Annotated in this window: 11 protein-coding genes and 2 pseudogenes; 11 read left to right on the top strand and 2 right to left on the bottom strand. The window is 39.6% G+C overall.

Annotation, left to right across the window (positions count from 1 at the left end; all coding sequences use genetic code 11):
• Nucleotides 1-727 precede the first annotated feature (727 nt).
• Nucleotides 728-919: pseudogene (locus GC093_RS35775) on the top strand (transposase); the annotation flags it as partial.
• 25 nt (nucleotides 920-944) lie between these two features.
• Here GC093_RS35775 and GC093_RS07760 read toward each other — a convergent pair.
• A complete protein-coding gene (locus tag GC093_RS07760; protein ID WP_171651304.1) occupies nucleotides 945-1,088 on the bottom strand; it encodes a hypothetical protein in 144 nt (47 codons plus the stop codon).
• A gap of 219 nt (nucleotides 1,089-1,307) precedes the next feature.
• On the opposite strand from GC093_RS07760, the gene GC093_RS36590 reads away from it, so the two are divergent.
• From GC093_RS36590 to GC093_RS07715, 9 genes and pseudogenes are all read left to right on the top strand, one after another.
• The gene (locus GC093_RS36590) at nucleotides 1,308-3,047 is read left to right on the top strand and encodes a sensor histidine kinase (RefSeq protein ID WP_171651303.1); all 1,740 of its coding nucleotides are present in this window, start codon (nucleotides 1,308-1,310) and stop codon (nucleotides 3,045-3,047) included.
• A 133-nt stretch (nucleotides 3,048-3,180) separates the two neighbouring features.
• Complete coding sequence (locus GC093_RS07750; protein ID WP_171651302.1) at nucleotides 3,181-4,806, top strand: response regulator; 1,626 nt, start codon at nucleotides 3,181-3,183, stop codon at nucleotides 4,804-4,806.
• 78 nt (nucleotides 4,807-4,884) lie between these two features.
• A complete protein-coding gene (locus tag GC093_RS07745) occupies nucleotides 4,885-5,817 on the top strand; it encodes an ABC transporter permease (RefSeq protein ID WP_246313864.1) in 933 nt (310 codons plus the stop codon).
• Between the two features lie 16 nt (nucleotides 5,818-5,833).
• Nucleotides 5,834-6,718, top strand: coding sequence for a carbohydrate ABC transporter permease (locus tag GC093_RS07740; RefSeq protein ID WP_171651301.1), 885 nt, complete (start codon nucleotides 5,834-5,836; stop codon nucleotides 6,716-6,718).
• 55 nt (nucleotides 6,719-6,773) lie between these two features.
• Nucleotides 6,774-8,276, top strand: a complete 1,503-nt coding sequence (locus tag GC093_RS07735) for an ABC transporter substrate-binding protein (RefSeq protein WP_171651300.1) — start codon at nucleotides 6,774-6,776, stop codon at nucleotides 8,274-8,276.
• Between the two features lie 16 nt (nucleotides 8,277-8,292).
• The gene (locus GC093_RS07730) at nucleotides 8,293-9,108 is read left to right on the top strand and encodes a sugar phosphate isomerase/epimerase family protein (protein ID WP_171651299.1); all 816 of its coding nucleotides are present in this window, start codon (nucleotides 8,293-8,295) and stop codon (nucleotides 9,106-9,108) included.
• Nucleotides 9,109-9,153: 45 nt separating this feature from the next.
• A complete protein-coding gene (locus tag GC093_RS07725) occupies nucleotides 9,154-10,281 on the top strand; it encodes a Gfo/Idh/MocA family protein (RefSeq protein ID WP_171651298.1) in 1,128 nt (375 codons plus the stop codon).
• Nucleotides 10,282-10,365: 84 nt separating this feature from the next.
• Nucleotides 10,366-11,595, top strand: a complete 1,230-nt coding sequence (locus GC093_RS07720) for an MFS transporter (RefSeq protein ID WP_171651297.1) — start codon at nucleotides 10,366-10,368, stop codon at nucleotides 11,593-11,595.
• A 153-nt stretch (nucleotides 11,596-11,748) separates the two neighbouring features.
• Nucleotides 11,749-12,003, top strand: a pseudogene (locus GC093_RS07715) (alpha/beta hydrolase fold domain-containing protein); the annotation flags it as partial.
• Between the two features lie 441 nt (nucleotides 12,004-12,444).
• Here GC093_RS07715 and GC093_RS07710 read toward each other — a convergent pair.
• Nucleotides 12,445-13,326 carry a DMT family transporter gene (locus GC093_RS07710; RefSeq protein WP_171651296.1) on the bottom strand — a complete coding sequence of 294 codons (882 nt, stop codon included), beginning with the start codon at nucleotides 13,324-13,326 and terminating at the stop codon, nucleotides 12,445-12,447.
• A 129-nt stretch (nucleotides 13,327-13,455) separates the two neighbouring features.
• Here GC093_RS07710 and GC093_RS07705 point away from each other — a divergent pair, with 129 nt between their 5' ends.
• Nucleotides 13,456-14,337, top strand: a complete 882-nt coding sequence (locus tag GC093_RS07705; protein ID WP_171651295.1) for an AraC family transcriptional regulator — start codon at nucleotides 13,456-13,458, stop codon at nucleotides 14,335-14,337.
• Nucleotides 14,338-14,489 lie beyond the last annotated feature (152 nt).

Below are 14,489 nucleotides of genomic sequence, written 5' to 3'. Positions count from 1 at the left end.
GTTCTACAGGAATTCTAACGGCGAACTATAGTTGAGGATCCGCAGCTGTACAGTTCCTCTTTTCTTTATTGAAGTAATGGGCAAATAGTGAGCCTAGCCATTGGAGCTGCGCAGATTTCTAGTATTTCTGCAAATAAAAAGAGTTGGTTCCCCTTATATGATTACCAACTCTTTTTCCTACTAGCTTTTGTTGTTCCTGGATTAGATCCACCATGTGCTTTTGAATAGACTTTCATAGGGAATTAACTAACTGTCTAGCATTTCTAGTCATCAGATACCAGAAAAATCTTATTTTTGATTTTTTTCCTTTTTACTACTAAATAAATTATAGATATTATAAGGGCAAGAACCACAATATAAACTATAGAATTTAAGAAAAAACAAACCAGATTACTCTCATACTAATCTCCTTAAAATAATATTATTATTCCATAAGCCGCATGCTTCAAGTCCGTAAAAAGTTGCATTTAAGGATAACTCAGATGGTTTTTTCCAGATATAGAGAAAATTCCCCCTAAGTTAAAATTTTCCTTTTAATGAACTCTTTACAATCATCAGGAATATCTAATTTTAACATATTTTGTATCCGCAGAATGATTGAACTCCCTCAATATGATTTGATTTTCTCACGTATGCTCGTGAATTCGCAGAATTTCACTCTCTCTTATATGACGGATTTAATGATAGGATATTGAGAACGGTATTGTGATCTGCCAGAAGGCATTGCTTTCGGGAAGACGAGCAACGTATTCGACTACACAATGCTGCTGAGAATGCTGCCATTTTACGTCGTATGGCTCTGAATATGCTCAAACAAGAGCAAACCAAGAAAGTGGGAGTCGCGTCCAAACGTAAGCTATGCGGTTGGGACAATACATATTTATTGACGGTTCTTTCTACCAGTGTTAAAAAAGTCTAATGCGATTGCCCTGCATCGTGTCCATTTACTTGCGAAGAAATTCGAGCTGGTTGTAGCTTTCTTTTTGCAGCAGAGATTCGACAAACTGAACTTGTATGACTTGAAAGGCTAATCTATGTACCGTTGAGATTGGGAAGAAGGCGATTGGTTCTGTCCGGCTTACGGTCATGTGGTGACGGATATAAGAGCTCCGCATAGTCGCCCCTGTTTGCATTATTTTCTAAAGCTTCTATAATCATTTCTTCAAGCACATTCCAGCGTCTCCCTTTTCGATCTTATACGGATTTTAATATCGATCCTCTGTTTAACACTATGCACCTGTTAAGTTATAAGGTATTATTCTTTTAAAAAACGTGTCTTCATCCAAAAAACATACAATAATGAGGGAGTGGTTGCTATTTCACTTATTCATCGTTTTACGAATCAATCTATTCGGTTCAAGCTCATTGTAGGCTTGTCGGTATTTGTCGTTCCTCTTTTGGCGTTGTTAGTTTTTCATAGCTTTTATGCGATTCGGGTTGTAAGCGATCAAGTTGCAAAATCGAACGAAAATATAACGGCGTTGTATATGGATCAGATCGATCGTAATTTACAAGAAATGGATATGTATCTCAGTATGACCGCTGCGTTTGAAAGTGACTTACTTCCGCTTGGTTTTCCAGAGCATGACAACCGAGACCAATATCAATTTGCCAAAATCAATTTGTTTAATAAAATGGAAAGTGATTATACGCAATATAATTTTGTTGACTTAATGTTTGCTTATTCAGTTGCTAATCATGATATTTTAACGAATGCCCCTCCTGCAATTGCTTCCGGGGATTTAAGGAAGATGAAGCTCTGGTTAAGTGAGTTGCTGCAGGATGAGAGCCAGGTACTTGCATATGGTAATAAACGATGGTTTGTTCACCAATCGGGGGATCAATACTACCTCGTTATTATTAAAAGTATTGGAAGTGTATACATTGGTGCTACTGTAGAAGCCTCCAAGCTTATGGTACCACTCAATTTATTAGAGCTAGGGGAGGATGGAAGAGCGATACTTGTGAGCGATAAGGACGATCTGATGACAGTAAATCAAGAGACTGATACAGAAAGCGCCTTGCTGACGGACGAAAGGTTCAAAGAGACGACTATTCGTCAAAAAGAGGAGTATCTACAAGTACGAAAGCGTTCTAGCCAGGGAGATTTTTCGTTGCTGATTCTACTGCCTTATCGAACTATTCTGGAGAATTTGCCTGCTCTCCGTTCGATGTCTGCACTAATCGTATTAGGTTCCATTATTGTATTTCCTATGTTTTATATTTTTTTGAGCTATACCATACTTGCCCCTATTAATCGAATTATGAGTGTCATGCGGAGAGTGAGAGACGGCAATTTAGAATATCGTGTGGAGAAGTATCCGGTATCCTATGAATTTGGGATGATGAATGAAGTGTTTAACACTATGGTTTCTCAAATTAAGGAGCTGAAGATTAGTGTATACGAAGAGCAATTGTTATCCCAGCGCGCAGAGCTGAAGCATCTGCAACTTCAAATTAATCCTCACTTCTTTTTGAATGCACTCAATACGATCTACAATATGGCTCAGTTGAAAAACTATCCGTTTATTCTGGAAATGTCCAGCTATATGATTCAGTACATGCGTTTTATGTTTCAGACCAATCTAAAGTTTATATCGCTGAAAGACGAAGTGGCGCATACAAAAAATTATTTACGTATACAAGCCATGAGATTTCATGATGGATTCACGTATGACATTCTTGAACCTGAATATGGATCGGATCTACAGGTCCCGCCGCTCCTGATCCAGACCTTTGTAGAGAACACAATCAAGCATGCCATTACAATGGACGAACCGATTAAAATAACGATCGAAATGCAACTTTATGAGGAAAAACAACCCTACTTGAGGATTGTAATTAGGGACACAGGGCAAGGCTTCCCTGAGGAGGTTCTTGAGCAATTTAATATGGGACACCCAATCATTAGTGAAGAGAGAGAGCATATTGGGATATGGAATATTAAGCGAAGACTTAAATTGCTATATCGTGAGGATGCGCGAGTTAGCTTAATTAATTCAAGCCATGGAGGGGCACAAATTGAAATTCATGTTCCAGCCAATTGAAGGATGGACGGGATCCTAGTAGACTTTTTCATGAGGTTTTCTCGTTTTCGATGTTTGTAAGAGTACAAACGAATGGGCGGCCTATTTTGCAGCATTTTTTGCTAATCAATAGGCGTGACTTGGGAGGGACATTATGTTTCACTTGCTAATTGTAGATGATGAAATGCACGCGGTAAAAACTATCGAGTCCTGTATCGCTTGGGAGCAGTTGTCCATTAGTCATATCCATGTAGCGTACAACATTAGACAAGCTAAAAAAATGTATGAGCAATTCCCGATCGATTTGATGATATGTGATATCGAGATGCCACAGGGAAGTGGAATAGATTTGTTAACCTGGGTACGAGACTACTATCCGAATAGCGAGTCTGTTTTTCTAACCTGCCATTCCGATTTTCACTATGCAAAAAAAGCTGTGGCACTCGGGAGTCTGGATTATTTGCTCAAGCCGGTACAGTTTGATGAATTGAAGCAGGTTGTACAAAGAGGGTTATCTAAAGCGATGGAACGCAAGCAACAGCAGGACATAAAAGAAAAGAATCAGTATTATACGGAACTGTGGAAAACACAGCAGCCGCTTGTTTTGGAACGGTTTTGGCAAGATGTATTTCATCAACGAATATCCACTCATCCAACTAGCCTTTATAAGGCTATCAGAACAAATCATCTACCGTTTGATGAACAGGATCAGTTCATTCCTATACTCATCTCGATTCAGCGGTGGACAAATAAGTTTACACTCCGCGAAGAACGAATGATGGAGTATGCTTTGCTAAATACGGCGGAGTACTCGATTTTGCATGGCTCAAAGAGCAGACAGATTACGTGGGTAACTGCAGATATGCTTCTTGTGATTCTGCCAGTGGATGAACATTATGGGCAAATGGCGAAGAGTGAAATTGTTCATGAATGCGAAACATATATGTCAGTATGTTCACAGTACTTTGGATGTGAATTGACCTGTTACGTGGGTGAAAGAGGGCAAGTGACAGTAATAGCAAAACAATTTGAGGGTCTGCTTGAGTTGAGGAAAAACAATATCAGCCCTAGGAATAAGGTAATCTTCTACAGTGAATTTAGACAAAATTCAGACGAGTTAGACATCATTGAAATGAGTGTATGGTTGGAACTATTAAAGCGGGGAGCGTACAATTCTATACTTGCTGAAACCGATCAGTACCTGACTACACTCATGAATAGAGAGCAATTGTCAGCGCAGGTGCTTCAGAAATTTTTGCAATGCTTCCTTCAAATTATGTATCATTTCATTCAGTCAAAAGGCTTATTATCCTATCAAGTGTTAGGGGAGCTAACGACGACGGAACAGCTATCACAAGCAGTTCGCTCAGTGGCCGACTTGAAAGTATGGGTCAGACGAACCTTGGAGCTCACTATATTAAGCTGCGGCACGGAACATACATTGATGTCCAAAATAAAAGGATATGTGAAACAGCACCTTGATCAACCAATTTCAAGAGAGGACATTGCCAGCTATGTCAACCTACACCCAGATTACTTATCTAGATGGTATAAGAAGGAGACGCAAAAATCCATTATGGAGTACATTGCCGAGGAAAAGGTTACGATGGCGAAGGAACTGCTGCTGACGACAGATATGTCGGTCAGTGATATCGCGATGAGTGTAGGATACAGTAACTTTTCCTATTTCTCCAAAGTATTTAAGCATGCAGTAAGCATGAATCCCAATGAGTTTCGCAAAACAAAAGGTCAGAATAATGCTACGAATAAGTCAGGATAGTAGTGGTTCAGAGGATGCTAGCCAGCTTATAATTAATTTAGTAAAGCGCTTACTAATTATTGCTGGAGGGAGGCCGTCATGACAGCACTACGAAGCAGCTTGAGCATTAGAAAGCATAAAAAGTATATGGCACTATACCTTATGGTATTACCTGGTGTTATTTACTTGATCATCAACAATTACATTCCTATGCTCGGCATCGTCATTGCTTTTAAGGATGTAAACTTTGCACAAGGGATTCTTGGAAGTGACTGGGTAGGGTTAAAAAATTTCGAATATTTATTTAAAACAGAAGACGCCTTTATTATTACGAGAAATACCATTCTGTATAACATTGTATTTATAGCCCTGAATCTTGTTGTTGCTGTTGCACTTGCTGTATTGTTAAACGAATTAAAAAATAAGTTTTTACTGCGCTTCTATCAAAGCGCTATATTACTACCTCACTTAATGTCTTCCGTCATCATTGGTTACTTGGTGTATTCATTGCTCAGTATGGAAACCGGGTTAATGAATAATACAATACTCCCACTATTCGGGCTGGAAGGGGTCATGTGGTACAGCGATCCAAAATATTGGCCCTTTATTCTAACCTTTGTAAAGGTATGGAGTACGGCAGGGTATTTATGCATCGTGTACTTTGCCGCGGTTGTGGGTATCGATCAAGAATACTATGAAGCAGCAACTCTGGATGGGGCAAACAAAATACAGCAAATTTTAAAAATAACAATTCCGGCCATTACCCCTGTTATCATCGTTATGACATTGCTTCAAATTGGTCGAATTTTCCACTCGGACTTTGGTTTATTTTATCAGGTTCCTCTAGACTCAGGAGTACTGATGCCTACCACGAATGTGATTGACACCTATGTCTATCGAGCTTTGTTGAAAAGCGGGGATATCGGCATGGCATCGGCAGCCGGGGTATACCAGTCCATCGTTGGTTTCATCATTATTATGATAGCGAACTACGCTGTCAAAAGAATCAATCCAGACAACTCCCTATTCTAGAAAGGAAATATTAGCGATGAAGTCTAACAAAGTTGAGCAGTGGATTATTAATGGGATCTTTATCGTCGTCGCTCTCTTGTGCTTAATTCCATTTTTTTTGCTTATCACATCATCCTTTACTAGCGAAACCGAAATCGTGAAAAATGGTTATTCCTTGATACCGGCAGAGCTAAGCTTCGAAAGCTATATGTATCTGTTTAAGGAGCCAACGATGATTGTTCGTGCCTATGGGATATCCATTCTGGTTACCATCATCGGAACGCTTTCCAGCTTAATTCTTATGACTCTGCTGGCGTATCCGTTGTCCCGCAAGGAAATGCCAATGCGGAATTTTCTAGCCTTCTTTGTCTTTTTCACGATGCTGTTCAATGGCGGACTGGTTCCTACATATCTGATGTACACAAATATATTTGATATGAAAAATACGATATGGGCGTTAATTGTACCCGGATTACTTGTCAATGCCTTCTTCGTTATATTAATTCGAACCTTCTTTTCTATGAATGTTCCGAATGAAGTCATTGAGTCCGCTCATATGGATGGTGCTGGTGAGTTCAAAATTTTTGCACGTATTGTCATTCCTTTATCCACTCCGGTACTAGGTGCTGTTGGTCTGTTCCAGTTGATTCACTATTGGAATGATTGGTTTAACGGGCTGATCTATATTACCGATGAAAAGCTGTACAGCATTCAGGTGTTGCTGAATACGATTTTGCTTAACGCACAATATTTATTGAATAACGTACAGTTTTCAGACGATTTAGGGCAGACGGGTCAAATTCCAGGCAATGGATTGAAAATGGCGATTGCTGCGATCGGTGTCATTCCCATATTAATTACGTATCCATTTTTTCAGAAGTACTTCGCTAAGGGTCTTACGGTTGGTGCAGTAAAGGGATGAAGCAATTGCAGTTTAAAACTGATAGCATATTTAAATAACAAAGGAGGGTCAAGTCATGCGAAGTAGATTTCATTCAATACTAGTTATAGTCTTACTACTTACATTGCTTTCAGGCTGCGGAGCTGCGACACCTGCATCTCCAGATTCCAATAAAAGAGATGAGAATGTTGGCAAGACGCCTCCGTACGAAATCAAGCTCGTATTTTACAGTTCTCCACAAAAAGATTTTAAGCAGATAGAAGAGGAAATGAGCAAAATTACGCTCGAAAAAATTAACGCAACAGTCAAGCTGGAAAGAATTGAGCCTGCTGCTTGGGATCAGCAAACGATTCTAATGCTTACGGGACCCGAACAGGTAGACCTTATTGTTACCGGCAATCAGTCCTTTTGGAGACAGGTAGCACAAAAACAACTGCTTCCGCTGGATGAACTGATCAAGAATCGTGGTCAAGATATTATTAAAGCATTCGAGCCTGAAATTTTGAATGCCGCCAAGGTAGAAGGGAATTTGTACGCCGTACCGACCATTCGAGATTTCGCTTCTAATGTAAACGTATACATGAGAAAGGATCTGCTAGACAAGTATAATTTGGACTTAAGCACCGTTAAAGAACTCGATGACTTAGATCCATTTTTTGCAGCAATAAAGAAAAATGAAGCATCTATTACTCCTCTTGTCAAATCTGTTGCACCAAAGGCGATTATCAATCGTGTAATTGATAACCAATGGGATGTATTAGGAGATTCTGTGGGTGTATTGGAAAACCTCGATAAACTTAAGGTCGTTAATCTGTATGAAACGCCAGAGTATGAGAAACTGATTAAAACGGTTCGACGTTGGTATGAAGCCGGATATATCAGCAAGGATGTTTCAACAAGCAAGGATGCAGCAGCAGACTTAATAAAAGCCAAGACAGCCTTCGGCTCCATTCAGAAGGGCAAACCAGGAGCACATGCACAAATCGAAAGCCGGGTAAACTTGAAGCTGGAGTCTGTCGATATTGGCCGTCAAATTACAAGTACGACTAATGTTACGGCCGCAATGCTCGGTATTCCCAAAAACTCCAAGGATCCTCAGCGTGCCATGATGTTCTTGAATTTGCTGTACTCTGATTCCAAACTAATGAACCTTATCTCTTGGGGAATTGAAGGTAAACATTATGTGAAAATAAATGATAAACAAATTGATTTCCCTCCTGGTGTAGACGCAAGCAACAGTGGCTATAACAGCCGTCAGGGCTGGATGTTTGGCAATCAGTTACTCACCTATACATGGAGTACAGATAGTCCAAACTTGTGGGAGGATATGGATAAATTTAACCGCGAATCCAAGAAATCAATCGCGTTAGGCTTTACCTATAATCCTGCACCTGTAAAAACCGAGCTTGCTGCGATCACTAATGTCGTTCGTCAATATCAGGACGGCTTGGAAAATGGCAGCTTAGATCCCAAGGCGAATTTGCCAAAATTTAATGCGGCGCTTCGTGCAGCGGGAATAGATAAAGTCATTGCGGAGAAGCAAAAACAGCTGGATGAGTGGGCAGCGAAAAACAAATAACTAGGAGGATGTATCAATGAAACTATCAATTGGCGGGTATTCATTTTACAACACGTTTGCTAATGGAATGATGGACGTATTTGGCTATCTGGAGACCGTTAAGCATCGATACAACCTAAATGCAGTGGATATGTACAATCGCTTTATCGCAGATAACAGTAAACCTTTGCTTGAGCTTGCTGATGAGAGCTATATTCGGAAGGTTCGTCAAGCACTTGATGAAAAGGAGCTGCAGGTAGTCAACTATGCTGCTGATGCGGCAAGTATTTGGGATGAAGATCCAGAAAGGCGTGAATTGCTATATCAGAATGCTCTGAAAAACATTAGAGCCTCTGAGATTTTGGGTGCTAAAACCATACGTATTGATACTGGCGGCGCTTTCTCGAATAATCCTAATGGGGTTTTTGATCAAATGAGTGATGAGCAATTCGAGCATATTGTAAAAAGATATCAGGAATACGCCAAGCTTGCTTCTAATTTTGGCGCTATTATCGGTCCTGAAAATCATACGGGTCCATCACTGAATCCGCACTTTATGAAAAAAATTGCAGAAGCCGTAGATCATGAGAATTACGGTGTCCTCCTTCATGTTGATCGTTGGAAAATTGATCCGGAAGTAGGGGATGCGATGGTTGCACCTTACGCTTATCATATCCACTTTGGGGGGAATACATTGGCACAAGAGGAAAAGTCTATTGCTATTGCGCAAAAAATTACAGCCTCTGGTTTTGATGCTTACTGGGCAGTGGAGCATAACGGTCCTGGAAATCAATATATCGAGGTAGAGTGGACACTAGCCGCTATGAAAAAAGTACTCAAGAATGTCAAGTAGAAAGTCAATACAACCAGTAAGGTTGAACAAAAAGGAGAGATGGACATGAGTAAAGTTCGGATCGGTGTTATCGGAGTAGGGTTAATTGGTATTACACATTTACAAAGATATGCAGAAATTGAAGATGCCGAAGTTGTTGCAGTATGTGACATTAATGAGCAGGCGGCACGACGGGTTGCGAGTCAGTTCAACGTCACTGATGTGTACACAGATTTTCGCGAGCTGCTCAAACGTGATGACATTGAGGCAGTTGATGTGTGCCTTCATAATAATTTTCATGCACCAGTAACTAATGAGGCATTACGCGCTGGCAAGCATGTTTATTGCGAGAAGCCAATTGCAGGTACGTATTATGATGGCAAAACGATGTTGGAAACAGCAGAGGATACGGGAAGAATGCTACATATTCAGCTCAACACATTATACAAGAAAGAAACACATGCAGCGATGGCGCTGATTGAAGGCGGTGCTTTAGGCAAGCTGTATCACGCAAGAGCAACAGGTTTCCGTCGCAGAGGGCGTCCATTCGTAGATGGATACGGCACGAAATTTTTCAATCGGAAAGACACTGCGGCAGGCGGAGCTTTAATTGATATGGGCGTCTATCATATTGCGCAGCTGTTATATTTAATGGGGATACCCAAGCTGGAACGTGTGTCAGGTAAAATCTATCAAGAAATGGATATGGACCCAGCCCGTCGTGCAGAATCGGAGTTTGATGTGGAGGAACTGGGCGTAGGCCTAGTATATTTTGCAGGAGGGGTTACAATGGATATTATTGAGGCTTGGTCCATTCAATTGGATGGTTTTGAAGGGCCGAGTCTGGTAGGCAATAAGGGGGGGATTCGATTCCCGATCAGCAATCCCAATCTGCCACAAACGCCGTTTACCTATCATTCAACTGTATGTGACATAGATCTGGACAGTACCGTAAATTTGAACAATATGAGCCGTCGCTGGAGCGGCATTAGAGAAAATTATGCGGCGTATAACTCTTCGCAGGAGCATTGGATTGCAGCTCTACAAGGAAAGGTTTCACTGCTGCCAACTGCCGAGATTGCACTGAAAACGATGATGATTAGTGAGGGCATCTATTTGTCTGACAAACTTGGTCGTGATGTGACGGCAGATGAAATTGTAGCGCATTCCAAATCCACACTTGTTTGCGTATAAAATGTAAAGATGGTCTGGATAAACCCTGCAGCACTTTGCTGCGGGGGACTTTTTTTTCAGCTGTGAGAGGAGAGGGGATTACGCATGTCGGTAGAAAACGTACGGATTGTTGGCAAGCAGATGCTAAGGATGCTTAAAGTTTTCAATTTTGTTGTGTATGGTGCAATTGCTATATATAGTACTTTTTTTGCATTGTACTTGCAAAACCTCGGTATTTCCAAGATTCAGATTGGTTTGCTTGTTTCAGGAGGGCCATTGATCGGTTTAGTTGCCAACCCACTATGGGCATATTTTGCAGATAAAATACGAAATAATAAAAGGATTCTTATTATTTGCTTAGTAGGTAACTTCATCTGTATGCAGTTTGTGTTTTTAACGAATAATTACGTTTGGATTTATAGCATCATGCTCTTTTTCTTTGCTTTTCAAAGCCCGTTGTTTACACAATCCAATAGTTTAATTCTCAATGTTATTGATGGGACAAAGCATAAGTTTGGAGAGGTTCGAGTTTGGGGCTCGCTTGGTTGGGCGTTTATTGCAGTTGCGGTGGGTCCTATCATTGGTTGGCTTGGCATTCGACAACTATGGATTGTATTTGATTTCATGATGCTGTTTGCCATCTACTTCACATTCCTCCTTCCAAGCGGCAATGAACGGGGATTAAAAGAGAAGTTTACGAATAAAGGTTATTTGCAGGTTTTTAAAAATAAATACTATATTACTTTTGTGGCTCTAGGTGTATTGATTTCTATACCTAACTCTATCAACCTTACTTTCATTTCTATTTACATTCTTGATTTGGGTGGCTCAAGCACGATTGTAGGCTGGTCCGCATTTGCGACAGCTATATTGGAAGTTCCAGTATTTTTGTTTTTGGACCGTTACTTAAAGAAGGAATCCAGTACGATGCTTGGATGGGTGATTATTATCGCGATGTTATTTTCCTTGCGCTGGCTGTTAATGTCGTACGCTGCATCAGCAATACAGGTGGTTTTCATTCAGCTGCTGCACTCTGTCACCTTCGGTGGCTACTATTATATGGGTACGCAGTTAACCTCGCATTTGGTGCCAAGTCAATATCGCTCAAGCGGTCAAGCGATTTACGGTTTAACCTGGGGAGGAGTTTCTGGTATTGTGGCAGGTGTTATCGGCGGTTGGATGTTTGAAAATCTGGGGCCGAAAACCTTATATCAAATATGCTTTGGGCTAACCATAATTGGCGTATTTGGCTTCTACTTGCTATGGATTTTTTTCAAGCGTCAAGAAAAGAGCAATCGTCTGAGATATGCAGACTCAAAGACAGCAGGTGTGTAGTGAATTGCGTGGACAGGTTTGCGGACAGATAAGGCGTTCTCGGTATCGAATGTCGTGAAGATGATACTGAGTTAAGGAATTTACTGAACTTGTATAATGATCCACAAACAGCTTTGGAGGAACAGCAGAGAGTATTCCTCGGGGTACTGAACGGTGAGTGAGTATTACGTGCCTGCGCGTGCAAAATCACTGGCCGGCTTACCATCCACTTATATAAGTATAGGCAGCATTGATTTGTTTATAGATGAAGCATTATTATTTACAAAACAACTGGTCTTTGATGGTGTCTTAGTTAAATTATATGTATACCCTGGATATCACCATTTGGCTCCAATGTTTCCGAATTTTTCTCAAGAAGGTGCTACATCAAGTGAATACGCCTTACTGAAAGCTCTAGAGTTACTTTGATTTTAAGCCCAACTTAGGAGTGGCGTCTTACGTCGATCAATATGTGAACGGACTGACAATATAAGATCGCAAAAACCTACCAAATGGTGAGGGTTTTCTAATTTGTTCTTTGGCGCGTGTCGGGAATTGGATAATGTTCTTGTCATTTATGACATCAAGTTCTTGTCAACCGACAACACAACTGTCCAATGACACAAATATGCCTACATAACATATCGAAGAAAAGCTTGAGGATTAAGGCTTTTTATTTTTTATGTGGGGAAGGTTTAACAAGTAGGGGGGATGAACGCAATAGCTCTCGGGATACAGCTCCCACGGGCAGAATCGATCGATCCCCAGCTACCGCTATACGAACGGGCAGGTTAATGTGGCGATTGAAACAGAAGAAGGCAGCCAATTACCAGGCTGCCTTCTTCTGTTTATTAAAATGTGTAAGAGTGATCATTTAGACATAGCCAAAAAATAAAATCCCATTCCCACTACTGTAAATAATCCTCCAAGGATTTGAAAAGAACTTACAGCCTCTCCCAAGATAAAGTATGCAAGGATTATAGCAAGCACAGGTTCACCGATAACACCGACAGAAACAGTCGTTGCACCGATTGATTTTAGCAACAGATTAAATATAAAATGCCCAAATATAGTTGGAATTAAGGCAAGTAATAAGAAGTACATCCAATCAGAGGAACTATAATCTATTAAAGAAAAATGGTTCATTAGGCTGTATATCAGCATGACGCTACCACCAATGAAAAAAACAATAACGCTATATACATTAGCTGGTATTTTATGAGTCACTTTCTGTCCTGCTAGCATATAAGCAGAAATTGAGACAGTCCCCAATAAGGAAAGTGCATCTCCGATCAGTGCTTCTCTTGAGACGCCTATATCTCCACAAGCTATAATGATAGAACCGAAAACGGCGATTATCATGCATAGTACCATTAGTTTGTTTACTCGTTCTTTAAAAATAATATAAGATCCAATCATTACAAATAGAGGTTGTAAAGTCAAAATAACCATCGAACTTGCTACCGATGTATAAGATAAAGACTCCATCCAAAATAAAAAATGTAATCCGAGAAAAAAACCCGCAGATAAAACAAGAAGCCAGTCATACTTAGTTAATCGTGTTAATCTAAGCTTTTTCCAAGACACAAAAGGAAGCATGATCAATACAGTTATATATAACCTATGCATTCCTGCAACAGACGGGGGAGTATTTGATGATTTAATCATAATTGATGATATGGCAATAGCAAGAATACTGATAAATAGCAAAAAATACGGATTGACTGCCGCATTTGATTTATTTAGTTTCATGGTTACCTCCACTTTTAGTATTGAAAAGATCTAACGGGATATAATAATATCATCATTCCCTATATAATTCTGTAATAATATCTTTAATAAATATAGGTATATCGTCATATTTGAAAGGAAGAACTATATTTGGTTAACAAATTACATGAGATCAATCTTTATCCCGATACTTCTTTTCCGTATGCTATGTATACCGTAACCTCTTTAAACTGTAGTCCTGAGGGTAGAGGCTTTAATGAATTACATTGGCATGAAGAACTCCAGTTTACATTGGTAACTAAAGGAAAGAATTTTATACAAGTCAATGGTGTAACTCATGAGCTAAAAGCTGGACATGCAATTTTTATAAATAAGGGAGTATTGCACGTGTCTAAGCAAGTTGATAAAAATAGTGAATATGTAAGCTTTAATTTCCCGGAGAAATTACTTGCTTTTTATTCTGACAGCTATATGGAAAAAAATTATGTACTCCCTTTTACCAACTCTTTATTTTTATCGCTAGTAATAAGACCTGAAACAGAATGGCAAAGCACTATGTTAGAGATCCTCTGGAGTTTAAAAGATAAGTTCAACGTTAAAGGATACTGGGGCTGGGAATACGAAGTTTCTATTATGACTGTACAGTTATGGTTGACCATGATAACAAATATTTCTTTGGCTACCGTAGAATCACCCAAACACATAAAACTGCAGCAAGAACGAATTCAATTGATGATTAGTTATATCCATCAGAACTATATTAATAACCTGTCTTTACAAGAAATAGCTGATGCTGCATACCTTAGTGTTTCTGAGTGCACTCGAAGTTTTAAGAAAACACTTCATACGACTCCTTATGACTATTTAATTAAGTATCGAATCAAAAAAAGTGCTGAGTTATTAAACTCCACTGAATACACAATAACCGAAGTAGCCAGTAAAGTAGGTTTCAATCACGTTAATCACTTCATTCAATCTTTTAAAAAAAAATATAAAAAGACACCTAAAGAGTATCGGAGTTTAAAGGATTGATTGAAAAAAATAGCGAGGTAGCATATTAACGGGTAACAATAGTTAAGGAGCTTGCCGCATGGGCAGCTCCTCGTTTTTTTTTATTAAAGTAATGGGCAGTTATGCTCAAAAATTCACACTACATATGGAAATAACTATAGTTTTAGTTGACT

It is taken from the genome of Paenibacillus foliorum, from assembly GCF_013141765.1.
Taxonomy (GTDB): domain Bacteria; phylum Bacillota; class Bacilli; order Paenibacillales; family NBRC-103111; genus Paenibacillus_S; species Paenibacillus_S foliorum.
This window is presented reverse-complemented; position numbering and strand designations above follow the sequence as displayed.

What these genes read in the sequence shown, in the direction of transcription:
- GC093_RS07720 (WP_171651297.1), top strand. Translation starts at nt 10,366, where the DNA reads ATGTCGGTAGAAAACGTACGGATTGTTGGCAAGCAGATGCTAAGGATG.
- GC093_RS07745 (WP_246313864.1), top strand. Translation starts at nt 4,885, where the DNA reads ATGACAGCACTACGAAGCAGCTTGAGCATTAGAAAGCATAAAAAGTAT.
- GC093_RS07750 (WP_171651302.1), top strand. Translation starts at nt 3,181, where the DNA reads ATGTTTCACTTGCTAATTGTAGATGATGAAATGCACGCGGTAAAAACT.
- GC093_RS07740 (WP_171651301.1), top strand. Translation starts at nt 5,834, where the DNA reads ATGAAGTCTAACAAAGTTGAGCAGTGGATTATTAATGGGATCTTTATC.
- GC093_RS07725 (WP_171651298.1), top strand. Translation starts at nt 9,154, where the DNA reads ATGAGTAAAGTTCGGATCGGTGTTATCGGAGTAGGGTTAATTGGTATT.
- GC093_RS07730 (WP_171651299.1), top strand. Translation starts at nt 8,293, where the DNA reads ATGAAACTATCAATTGGCGGGTATTCATTTTACAACACGTTTGCTAAT.
- GC093_RS07760 (WP_171651304.1), bottom strand. Translation starts at nt 1,088, where the DNA reads ATGACCGTAAGCCGGACAGAACCAATCGCCTTCTTCCCAATCTCAACG.
- GC093_RS07735 (WP_171651300.1), top strand. Translation starts at nt 6,774, where the DNA reads ATGCGAAGTAGATTTCATTCAATACTAGTTATAGTCTTACTACTTACA.
- GC093_RS07710 (WP_171651296.1), bottom strand. Translation starts at nt 13,326, where the DNA reads ATGAAACTAAATAAATCAAATGCGGCAGTCAATCCGTATTTTTTGCTA.